Source organism: Nostoc sp. LEGE 06077 (assembly GCF_015207705.1).
Classification (GTDB): domain Bacteria; phylum Cyanobacteriota; class Cyanobacteriia; order Cyanobacteriales; family Nostocaceae; genus Nostoc_B.
On sequence record NZ_JADEWI010000038.1, the window covers coordinates 25,430 to 37,572 of the forward strand.

9 protein-coding genes and 1 pseudogene are annotated in these 12,143 nt (G+C 40.5%); all 10 read left to right on the top strand.

The window, feature by feature from the left end:
* Positions 1–7 precede the first annotated feature (7 nt).
* The 10 genes and pseudogenes from IQ244_RS21285 to IQ244_RS21330 all read left to right on the top strand — a co-directional run bounded on the left by IQ244_RS21285 (position 8) and on the right by IQ244_RS21330 (position 12,136).
* Positions 8–706, top strand: coding sequence for an acyltransferase (locus tag IQ244_RS21285; RefSeq protein WP_193897775.1), 699 nt, complete (start codon positions 8–10; stop codon positions 704–706).
* 2 nt (positions 707–708) lie between these two features.
* Positions 709–1,683 (top strand): NAD-dependent epimerase/dehydratase family protein, encoded by a 975-nt coding sequence (locus tag IQ244_RS21290; RefSeq protein ID WP_193897777.1) that lies wholly within the window; start codon positions 709–711, stop codon positions 1,681–1,683.
* Positions 1,676–2,887, top strand: coding sequence for a DegT/DnrJ/EryC1/StrS family aminotransferase (locus tag IQ244_RS21295; protein WP_193897779.1), 1,212 nt, complete (start codon positions 1,676–1,678; stop codon positions 2,885–2,887). Before IQ244_RS21290 ends, IQ244_RS21295 begins: the two co-directional genes overlap by 8 nt.
* An 86-nt stretch (positions 2,888–2,973) precedes the next feature.
* A pseudogene (locus tag IQ244_RS33415) lies at positions 2,974–3,696 on the top strand (DUF4082 domain-containing protein); the annotation flags it as partial.
* Positions 3,697–3,729: 33 nt separating this feature from the next.
* A complete protein-coding gene (locus IQ244_RS21305; protein ID WP_416209789.1) occupies positions 3,730–6,771 on the top strand; it encodes a N,N-dimethylformamidase beta subunit family domain-containing protein in 3,042 nt (1,013 codons plus the stop codon).
* Positions 6,772–6,934: 163 nt separating this feature from the next.
* Entirely contained in the window at positions 6,935–8,590 is a 1,656-nt protein-coding gene (locus tag IQ244_RS21310) for a glycosyltransferase family 4 protein (protein WP_193897781.1), read from the top strand.
* A 61-nt stretch (positions 8,591–8,651) separates the two neighbouring features.
* Positions 8,652–9,587 (top strand): glycosyltransferase family 8 protein, encoded by a 936-nt coding sequence (locus IQ244_RS21315; protein ID WP_193897783.1) that lies wholly within the window; start codon positions 8,652–8,654, stop codon positions 9,585–9,587.
* Positions 9,588–10,154: an acyltransferase gene (locus tag IQ244_RS21320; RefSeq protein ID WP_228059052.1), complete on the top strand. Its 567-nt coding sequence runs from the start codon at positions 9,588–9,590 to the stop codon at positions 10,152–10,154.
* Positions 10,151–11,095, top strand: a complete 945-nt coding sequence (locus IQ244_RS21325; protein WP_193897786.1) for a glycosyltransferase — start codon at positions 10,151–10,153, stop codon at positions 11,093–11,095. Before IQ244_RS21320 ends, IQ244_RS21325 begins: the two co-directional genes overlap by 4 nt.
* Before the next feature lie 78 nt (positions 11,096–11,173).
* The gene (locus IQ244_RS21330; protein WP_193897788.1) at positions 11,174–12,136 is read left to right on the top strand and encodes a glycosyl transferase; all 963 of its coding nucleotides are present in this window, start codon (positions 11,174–11,176) and stop codon (positions 12,134–12,136) included.
* Positions 12,137–12,143: the final 7 nt, after the last annotated feature.

The following is a 12,143-nucleotide window of genomic DNA, read 5'->3' on the forward strand; positions in this document are numbered from 1 at the left end:
GAATTCAATGTCCGATCCAGGTAAAACTAAGCTAGTTAAAGCTGTCCACAGTTTACAACCTCAAAAGCTAGACTCTGACTTTGAAATTCAACTAGCAGAATATTTACGTACTCAGTACGAACAAAAACCATTAGTCGAATTATACGCCCGCTTCGTGACAAGTGACGGCGACTTTGATGGACTAATGCGGCGAACTATTTGGCGCGCCGTAGCTCGCAAATTCGGACACAACGTTAGCATTGGCAATGGTGTGGGCTTTAAACATCTGGAAACCTTTGAAATTGGCAATCAAGTATTTATTGGTTCCCAAAGCTACATTCAGGGAAGATTTGATGGTACTTGCGTCATTGGTAATCACGTTTGGATTGGCCCACAGAGTTATTTTGATGCCCGTGATTTGATTATCGAAGATTATGTGGGATGGGGGCCAGGTGCAAAAGTACTAGGTTCAACACACCGTGGCTTGCCGATTGATATACCGATTATCCAAACCGATTTAGAAATTAAATCGGTAAAAGTGGAAACTGGAGCCGATATTGGTATGAATGCAGTAATTCTACCAGGTGTGACCATTGGTAAAAACAGCATCGTTGGTGCTGGAGCAGTTGTCACCAAGGATGTACCGCCATTTGCGATTGTAGCTGGTGTCCCTGCTAAATTTTTACGCTGGCGGGAAGGATATGAATTATCGGAGAATACAAAATAAATATGCAAAATCAGCGAATTTTAATCACAGGTGGTGCAGGTTTAGTCGGTTCCCATATTGCCGATTTGTTGGTTCATGAAGGAGTCTCAGAGATTATTGTTCTAGATAACTTCACCCGTGGACAACTGAAGAACCTTGCTTGGGCAAAAGAACATGGCCCTTTGGTAATTGTAGAAGGCGACATTCGGGATCAAAAACTCCTGGGTGAAGTTATGCAAGGTGTCGATATAGTCTTTCATCAAGCAGCAATCCGCATTACCCAATGTGCTGAAGAACCGCGTTTGGCATTAGAAGTTTTAGCAGATGGCACTTTCAATGTGTTGGAAGCAGCCGTCAAAGCCGGGGTTAAAAAGGTAGTCGCTGCCTCATCCGCCTCAATCTATGGTATGGCAGAGGATTTTCCCACAACTGAATCTCATCACCCATACAATAACCGCACCCTCTATGGAGCAGCCAAGGTCTTTAATGAAGGCTTATTACGCAGCTTTTATGATATGTATGGTTTGGACTATTTAGCACTACGCTACTTTAACGTCTATGGGCCGCGGATGGATATTTACGGTGTATATACTGAAGTCTTGATTCGCTGGATGGAACGCATTTCCAAAGGACAGCCACCACTAATTTTCGGTGATGGCAAACAAACAATGGACTTTGTATATATCGAAGACATTGCCAGAGCAAATATTTTGGCTGCTAAAGCTGATGTCACCGATGAAGTATTTAACATTGCTAGTCATGTAGAAACTAGCCTCAATGACCTAGCCTATAGTTTGGCAAAGGTAATGAATTCAGATTTACAACCAGAATACGGGCCAGAACGCAAAGTCAACCCCGTATCTCGCCGACTAGCAGATGTGAATAAAGCAAAACAATTACTGGGTTTCGAGGCACAGGTATCTCTGGAAGAGGGATTACGTCGGCTAGTTAGTTGGTGGCGTGAACAAAAATTGGCGCAGGAAGCAAGCAATGTCTGAGAAAATACAATCTATCCCCATCGCTAAACCCTGGATAGGTGAGGCTGAGGCTGAAGCAGCTAAACGGGCGATTATGTCGGGCTGGATCACACAAGGGCCAGAAGTCGCTGCCTTTGAGCAAGAGTTTGCCGCTTACGTAGGAGGAAAGTATGCCTGTGCAGTTTCCAACTGCACCACAGCATTACACTTAGCGCTATTAGCTGTAGGTGTGCAACCTGGGGATGAAGTGATTACTGTTAGCCATTCTTATATTGCCACTGCCAATAGTATTCGTTACTGCGGGGCAATACCAGTGTTTGTGGATATTGAACCACAGACATATAACATCAACCCGATTTTAATTGAGGATGTGATTAGCGATCGCACCCGTGCTATTTTGATTGTCCATCAGATCGGTATACCTTGCGACCTCAAAGCCATCTTAGATATTGCTCACCGCCACAAATTGCCAGTAATTGAAGACGCGGCTTGTGCTATCGGTAGTGAAATTCTTTGGGATGGAAAATGGGAGAAAATTGGGAAGCCGCATGGCGATATCGCTTGCTTTTCTTTTCACCCCCGAAAAGTCATTAGCACTGGTGATGGTGGGATGCTAACCACAAATCATCCCGAATGGGACAAGCAGTTTCGCCTCTGGCGGCAACATGGGATGAGCGTCCCTGATACAGTACGCCACGGTGCAAAACAGGTGATATTTGAGTCCTATCCCATACTGGGTTACAACTACCGGATGACTGATATTCAAGCAGCCGTTGGGCGAGAACAACTCAAACGTCTTCCAGAGATTGTGGAACGTCGGCGCTACTTGGCACAGCAATATCAGGAAATGCTTAAAGATGTGCCTGGAATGAAATTACCATCAGAGCCAGCTTGGGCAAAAAGTAACTGGCAGAGCTACTGCATTAGGCTCCCTCAAAAATTTGACCAACGACAAGTAATGCAGGTAATGTTGGATGCTGGCATATCAACACGCCGGGGCATTATGTGCGCCCACCGAGAAGTGGCATATCAACATGAAGCTTGGTTGTGTGGTAATCAAAGAGAAGATTGCCACTGTGTTCAAGGAACTTGCGATCGCCTTTTTGAAAGTGAGCAAGCACAAGACAATACTGTTCTCTTACCCTTATTTCACCAAATGACTGAACCAGAGCAAGACTATGTTGTCAAAACCTTGAAAATGGCTTGTCAAGCCGCTCAAAACTAGCGTTTACATACTTTTTTAAGCAAGTTGTTAAAAGTAAAATTTCTAACGACTTACTTAGTAATTAGACTTTATTATAAGAAATAGCTATGACCGTATTATTTACCAATCAAGTGCCAAGCATCGGCAATGCAACTGATGATAGTCCCTATGAATTAGGGATGAAATTCCGCAGTGCCACAACAGGACAAATTACTGCGATTCGTTTCTGGAAAGCTCCCAGTGAGACAGGAACTCATATTGGCAGAATCTGGTCGGCTACAGGAACTCTGTTAGCAAGTGTTACTTTTACCAACGAAACTACTTCTGGTTGGCAGCAACAGACCTTAAGTTCACCACTCACTATTCAAGCTAATACAACTTATGTCGTCTCTGCCAACGCCAATGCTTATTATGTTGCCACTAGTAGAGAATTAACTAATACCATAGTTAATGGCAACCTGAGTTCAGTTGCTGATGGTAATAATGGCGTATTTGGGACTGCGGGCGCGTTTCCCAGTAATTCTTACAATAATACCAACTATTACCGCGACATTAACTTTGTGGCAGTTGCCCAACCCACCATTACCAAACTCAGTGGAGATAATCAAAATGGTGCAGCTGGAACTACCTTCACTAATCAGTTAGTTGTCCAAGTTAAAGACAGTGCTGGTAATCTCCAATCAGGCGTGACAGTGAACTTTGCTGTTACCAGTGGTGGCGGGTCTGTTTCACCTACTAGTGCAGTTACTAATACTAATGGACAAGCTACTACTAGCCTAACTTTAGGATCTGTAGCTGGAGCAACAAATAGTGTAACTGCCACAGCCAGTGGAATTGGCAGTGTCACTTTTTCAGCCACAGCTATTCCTTCTGGAAATACACAAACAATTTTCACAAATCAAGTGCCAAGCATCGGCAACGAGACTGATAATAGTCCCTATGAATTAGGGATGAAATTCCGCAGTGCCACAACAGGACAAATTACTGCGATTCGTTTCTGGAAAGCTCCCAGTGAGACAGGAACTCATATTGGCAGAATCTGGTCGGCTACAGGAACTCTGTTAGCAAGTGTTACTTTTACCAACGAAACTACTTCTGGTTGGCAGCAACAGACCTTAAGTTCACCACTCACTATTCAAGCTAATACAACTTATGTCGTCTCTGCCAACGCCAATGCTTATTATGTTGCCACTAGTAGAGAATTAACTAATACCATAGTTAATGGCAACCTGAGTTCAGTTGCTGATGGTAATAATGGCGTATTTGGGACTGCGGGCGCGTTTCCCAGTAATTCTTACAATAATACCAACTATTACCGTGACATTAACTTTGTGGCAGTTGCCCAAACCGCCATTACCAAACTCAATGGAGATAATCAAAATGGTGCAGCTGGAACTACCTTAGCTAATCAGTTAGTTGTCCAAGTTAAAGACAGTGCTGGTAATCTCCAATCAGGCGTGACAGTGAACTTTGCTGTTACCAGTGGTGGCGGGTCTGTTTCACCTACTAGTGCAGTTACTAATGCAAATGGACAAGCTGGAACTTACCTAACTTTAGGTTCGGTTCCTGGGGCGACATTGGGTGTGGTTAATAAAGTAACTGCCACAGCAGATGGAATTGGTAACGTCACCTTCTCAGCCACAGCTATTCCTTCTGGAAATGCAGAAACAATTTTCACAAATCAAGTTCCAAGTATTGGTAACGCTACTGACAATAGTCCCTATGAACTAGGAATGAAATTCCGTAGTGCTAGAGGGGGACAAATTACTGCGATTCGTTTCTGGAAAGCTCCTAGTGAGACAGGCACTCATATTGGTAAAATTTGGTCAGCAACAGGAGAATTTTTAGGCAGTGTTACCTTTACCAATGAGGCTGCTTCTGGTTGGCAGGAACAATTGCTCAACACACCTATTAACATTGATCCCAATGTTATCTATGTGGTGTCTGTCAACATCAATGTTTATTATGTAGCTACTTATAATGAACTAAGTAGCTTGATCACCAATGGTGACGTAAGTTCAGTTGCCGATGGGAACAATGGAGTTTTTAGTGTAAATCCTAATAGTTTTCCCACTATTTCTTACCAAAATAGTAACTATTACCGCGACATCGTTTTTGTTTTAGGCAGTACTTTTGTCAAAGTAAGTGGAGACAATCAGGTTGGTGCGATCAATGCAACTCTTTCTGATCCTTTAGTTGTAAGAGTTGTCAATGCTCAAAACATTCCCCAATCAGGAGTCACTGTCAATTTTAGTGTGACTAGAGGTGGAGGCTCATTCTCATCTAGCAGTGTAGTTACTGATGCTAGTGGCTATGCTAGTACTAACTTAACCCTAGGATCAGTTCCCACTGGCCCAGGGGGAGTAGTGGTAGCTGCAACAGCATCAGGCATTGGCACTACTACATTTTCTGCCTCAGTTGCCCCAGCTAACCCCAACCCGATATATTTAGAAAATACCCATACTGGTACAACTGAATGGAAACTGAGTAATCGTGCCAGTGGTGAAATTGCAGGTTATGCCTCTGCCACCAGTGTGAATAAAGGCGGGTCTTTACCTATCAAGGTTTCTTTGTCACAAGCTGGGCAGTTCACCATAGATGTGTACCGTTTAGGTTACTATGGCGGTACGGGAGGAAGGTTTATGATGAGTAGTGGAGCGCTTAGTGGTACTACTCAACCAGCTCCTATCCCAGATCCTAATACCCGTTTGATTGAGTGCAATTGGTCTACTTCTTACACTCTACAAGTAGGTGGTAATTGGACTAGTGGTCTTTATGTAGCAAAGTTGACAGATCAGACAACTAGCAGACAGGCCTCTGTGTGGTTTGTTGTGCGTGATGATAACAGCAATGCAGATATTCTCTTCCAGAGTGCCTGTAACACCGTTCAGGCATACAGCACAATGGGAGAATACAGCTTGTATGGTTTTAACAGCATGAATGGTCAAAGGGCTTTCAAGGTTTCTTATGATCGTCCTTACTCGCAAGCAAGCTATCAGGAATCTTACGAAGCTGATACACCTCTGCGATGGGAATACAACATGGTGCGATGGCTGGAATCTCAGGCTTACAATGTCACCTACACTGATAATGTGCAGATCCACGTAAATGGACAAAGTTTACTTAATCATAAAGTGTTTTTGTCTGTGGGTCATGATGAGTACTGGTCTAAAGAAATGCGCGATGCAGTTGAGGCTGCCCGCAGTGCCAGAATTAATTTGGGATTTTTCTCAGCTAATACTTGCTATTGGCGAGTACGCTTTGAAAATTCTACTTCTGCATCTGGGTCAGTGCGGTCTAATCGTGTTATGGCTTGTTACAAGCAAGATTGGTCATTAGACCCAGTAGCCCAACAGCAGGGATCATCCGCAGCCACTAATAAGTTTCGGAGTGTTCAAAACCAACGCCCAGAAAACGCCTTGTTAGGAGTTATGTATGGTGGCGACACCTCAAACATATACGGGGGTTATAATTTTGTCGTTAGCAACAGCAGCGATCCTTATTATGCAAACACAGGACTTCAGAATGGTGATCAGCTGCCTCTGTTAGTAGGCTATGAATGGGATTTTATTGTTAACAATACCTCTACCCCTGCTGGTATAGTTATTTTGTCTCAATCCACAGTTGATTCATCTGAAAGTTTACCCCCAACTTCTGATGAACCACCTGGAGAAGTAGCTTTACCAGCCAATCAAGATTATACAAAATCCAACTCAGTACGATATACGGCAAATAGTGGGGCTAAAGTCTTTGCGTCAGGTACAATTCAGTGGGCATGGGGACTAGATAGTGACGATGTTAGCCCAATGCGGGAAGATCTTCGTGTTAAGCAAATAACGGTTAATGTTTTAGCAGATATGGAAGCCAGACCTCAAACTCCTCATGCCAGCTTGATTGTTCCTTAAAATTTTCCTAGCTATATCTGGCAGTGAAAAATGTGAGCTAAATCTCTTGCTAGAGACGTTGCTAAGTAACGTCTCTACAAAAACATACATTGAAATTGAACATTATTTTCTTATATTTCAGTGTTGGGTTCTATAAGTAATAACTGTAAGTTAGATGATTGATATGAAAACAATATCTCAAGATACCTTGAGTTTGTGGCAAAAGGAAGGTATTAATCTCATCCCCAAAAACTTTGCAGTGTTTCGTAGTCTAGTCTCACAAACAAAAACGCTAGTCAAGCGTCATAAGTATGAGGAAGCAGCAGTTTGTGCAGAAATGGCAGCTTGGTTTGCTTGTGGCCAACCTTGTGGGTTATTTGTGAGTATGGAACTTGAGCAAGTTTTACTTGAAATTGGAAAACAGGCGATCTCATACAATAACTATTTGACAAAAGATGCAGCGATATCTAAATCTAGTAGACCAAAGAATGTAGTCCATGTGTGTACATCTGTGATGTCTATTGGTGGACTTTCTAAGATGCTTTGGCGCTGGATTCAGCAAGATATAGACAGTAGTCATTCGATTGTTTTAACGAAGCAGGAATCAAATGAAATACCGCAAATTTTGAAAGATTCTGTCAGCCAGAGCCACGGTAAGATATATATTTTGAATAAGGAAGGGAACGGTATTCTTTCTAAAGCTAAAAAGCTACGAGAAATTGTAGCTACAGCCGATGTAGTGGTATTACATGTATATAGTCAAGATGTGATTCCTATGATTGCCTTTGCTAACAAGGAGCAATCCCCACCAGTAATATTTTTAGATCATGCTGATCACCTATTTTGGCTAGGCGCTAGTATCAGCGATGTAGTTGCTAATTTACGCGAGTCTGGTATGCGCTTATCGCAGGAACGTCGTGGGATTGAAACAGAACGTAGCATACTATTGCCTACTATTGTAGAGCCTACTTACCGAGAATTTTCTCCAATAGAAGCGAAGCGAAAACTTGGTATTGAAGAAAATACCATAGTCCTGCTATCTATTGCTCGGTCTGTTAAGTACAGTAGACTTGTCGATGGTTTAAGTTTTGCAGACGCACATCTGCCCATTTTAAACAAATATAAAAATGTTTGTCTTTTAGTTGTGGGGGTTAACAATCCAGAGGGTTGGTCAGCAGCTATTGAGCAAACTCAAGGTAGAATCAAAGCGATCGCGGAAACTGATCATACCTCCACATACTACCAAGCGGCTGATATTTATGTAGACTCTTTTCCATTTGTCTCTATTACATCTTTATTAGAAGCAGGAAGCTATGGAATACCTTTAGTTAGTCGTTATCCGTATTTTTCTGGAGCTTCGGCAATTCTTGGTGCTGATATGCCTGGTTTAACAGGTAATTTAATTCGAGTGAGAAGCCTTGAAGAATATATAAATACTCTATCGAGTTTGATTGAAGATGAAGAATTAAGAATTTCTTTAGGGGAATCCACCAGAAATAAAATAGCTCAAACACATTGGGCTAACAATTGGCAAACTGCTTTAGAAAAAGTCTATTTACTTGCCACTACTCTACCTCGAATAAATACACAATTAGTCTCAAATGAAAAAGATCAAATATGTTTAGGTGAGCCAGATATTTTTTTACCTAGTGTATATGGTTGGTATTCAGATTTTACTCTGGCTATTCAACCTTATCTAAAATTCCTCCCTTTCAATCAAAGATTATTTTATTGGTATAAATTAGTTAAAAAACATGGAGTTCGCAATCGGATTAGCCTATTATTACCTAATTGGTTCTATTCCCTATATCAAAGCTGGAAAATAAATTTTAAATTCTAAGATTAGAATTTAGTCAATAAATTAGTCATACATCTATACTTTAATTTAAATAATGAATATTATGAAGATTAGTGTTGTTTGTACAATAGATGATAAATATGCACAGCACTGTGCAGTTATGTTAGCATCTTTATTCAAAAATAACCCAGAACAAGCTTTTGCAGTTTATATCATTACTGATAAATCCCCATCGCATCACTTGAATAAATTAAAAAAATTCCTGGAGCAAAATATAAATGAATTTAAGTTTATTCCTATAGACGAAAATAGCTTTCAAAATGCACCTATTAGTCATCACATATCTATTGCTGCCTATTTTAGATTATTAATAGCTGAGATATTGCCTCAAAACTTAACCAGAGTATTATATATAGATTCGGATATTATTTTCCGTAATAAAATTGATACTTTGTGGAAAACAGATATTAGTAATTTTAGTCATGCCGCTGCAATCGCTATAGGTATGGACAATTACCCAGAACAAATAGGTTTGCCAGAAGATTCCTTATACTTTAACTCTGGATTAATGTTAATTAATTTGGACTATTGGCGTAAGTATAAAATTTTTGAACGAGGTTGTGAGCTAATTCGGCAAACCCCTGAGAAACTTCAATGGTGGGATCAAGATGTCCTCAATATACTTCTTTGTCATACCTGGTTGCCCATAGATTTGCAATGGAACTCACAAGTATTCATGGATGGACAAGAAGTACAAATATCTTCTGACTACAAAGATAGGTATGAAAGATTTAATTATCTAACAGCTAAACTTGACCCAATAATTGTTCACTTTATAGGAGGTGGTAGTGCTAAACCTTGGCATTATGGTTGTACACATCCATTCAAGTATGAATATGAAAAATATCTTCAGTTTACACCTTGGAAAGGTACAGTCTCTATTGGAAAACCAAGCTTAATTTCCCAAATTAGATATCGTCTCGGTTTAGGTAGTAAACTGCGTAATCTATTTCAGATTTTAACTAACAAGCCTGTTTAAATGTTACTTTTGTTTAACCGCCTCATAACACAACAGAAAAAACTGATAAATATTTGGCAGCAATTTCATCTCAAATTAATTGGTGTAGAATTAGTCCCCTCTTGTACTATAAATCAGCAAATTTCGGCTCGTCTGGGATTTGCTAATGGCTCTTTTGGCAAAATTTCCTTATCATCAAATGTAGAGTTGGAACAAGGAGTAGTTCTGCACGCTTGGGGAGGAAACATCACCATTAAAGATAATGTTTTTATTGGGCCTTATACCGTAATTTATGGTCATGGAGGCGTAACTATTGGACAAGATTCTCTAATTGCTATGCACTGCCGTATTCTTTCCTCCAATCATACTGTTCCTGACGAATGCGATCGCATTCGTTGGCAACCTGATATTTTGCGACCAACAACCATAGGTAAAGATGTCTGGTTAGGTGCAGGAGTTACTGTTTTAGGCGGAGTCACAATTGGCGATGGTTGTGTTGTGGGTGCTGGTGCTGTTGTGACTAAAGATTTACCTCCTTATTCCATTGCTGTAGGTGTTCCTGCAAAAGTTATCAAAACACGTATATGAATCCTCTAATTTCAGTCATTATTCCCACTCATAATCCTAATTTAACTCGACTGCACAGAACCTTAAATGGATTGCGATCGCAGTCTTTACCCTATAGTGATTGGCAGTTACTAATTATTGATAATGCTTCTAGCAATCCAGATTTATTTGCCAATTTAGACCTCTCTTGGCATTCCCATACTCAAATTATTCGTGAGGAACGTTTAGGGCTAACTAGAGCTAGAATTGCTGGTATTCAAGCCAGTCAAGGAAAATATGTAGTCTTTGTCGATGATGATAATGTTTTATGTCCGAATTATCTTCAAGACATTATCAACATTTTTAATACCTATCCCAATTTAGGGGCAATAGGCGGAAAATCTCTACCAGAATTTGAAGCAGATCCCGAACCTTGGGTAAAACAATTTTGGGGTTGTCTCGCATTGCGGGATTTAGGGTATGAGATGCAAATTTATGCTTACGACAAAGACCCCAATAGCGAGAAAAAACACCCTGAATTTGCACCCATTGGTGCAGGAATGGCCTTGCAACAACAAGCCGCACAGTTTTATGTCAACAGTATCTTAAACGATAGTCTGAGATTAGGTTTAGACCGTACTGGTAAGAGTTTACAGTCTGGCGGTGATTGCGACATTAATTTAACTTTGCTTGATGCTGGCTGGGGAGTTGGTTATTTCCCCCAACTACAACTTACTCATCTAATTTCGATTAATCGCTTAACAAAAGATTATCTGGCTAGACTTAATTATTCTTCGTCCCGTTCTTGGGTGCAAGTATTAGATGCTCACAATATTCGCCCTTGGCAAAAAATTGCTAGTTGGAGTGTTCATTTGAGGAAGGCTAAGGCTTTCGTTAGCTGTCAGCCTTGGAAAAGTCCTGCTAATTATGTGCAGTGGCAAGGTGTTTGTGGGCTGTTTGAAGGTTTAGCGATGTTGAAATAGTCTTTGTAAGATTTGCAATATTCACCTTACCTATATATCAAATAATTATAGTTAAATAGTAATTTGAATAATATTTATATGACCGCCAATCAGCAACTCCGTCAGTTAGCTAAACAATTGGGACTGGGTGCGATCGCCTACAAATTATACTATGCTCCCAAGGAATTTTTAGAGAAAATATCCCGTCAGGGAAGTATCAATACAGCGATTGATTATTGGTCTCGTCTTCAGATGGAAGCTGCTGCTGATAAACTTCCTACAATTGCAGTCCAAACATCAGCACCATCTTTAGATATTTATTTTTTAAGTGGTCGCAAATTTTGGTATCAAACCTGCTTTTGTGCCTACTCAATGCAAAAACACACAAATCTGATATTGCGTCCAATTATTTATGATGATGGTTCTTTAGATCAGCAATACCAAAATAAAATTAAGCGAATTTTTCCTCACGCTAAAATTATTCTGCTGTCGGAAGTTGAAGAACGCTTAGAACAATATCTACCCCAAAGTAAATTCCCCTATCTCAGAGAACGCCGTCTCAATTATCCCAATCTGAAGAAATTAACAGATATTCATATTGGCTCTCAAGGATGGAAACTGGTACTTGACTCTGATATGTTGTTTTTCCATCCGCCGGATTTATTAATAGAGTGGCTCAAATCGCCTCAGAAACCATGTCACATGGTAGATGTAGAGACATCCTATGGTTATTCTCAGTCCTTGATGTCTTCTCTAGCCCAAGCAGAGATTCCAGAGCGATTGAATGTAGGAATTTGCGGATTAAAAAGTGAAGATATCGATTGGGAAAAGTTAGAGCATTGGTGTAAAACTATGATTGAGGAACAGGGGACTCACTACTACCAGGAACAGGCGTTGATAGCGATGTTAATGTCTAGCCAACCTTGTACTATTGCTTCAGCTACAGATTACATTGTAATGCCAAGTGCTGAAGAAGTAATCAAGCCTAAAGGAATTATGCATCATTATGTAGCGGATTCCAAGACTTGGTATTTTCGTTCTGCTTGGAAACATATTTTATAAAATAAAT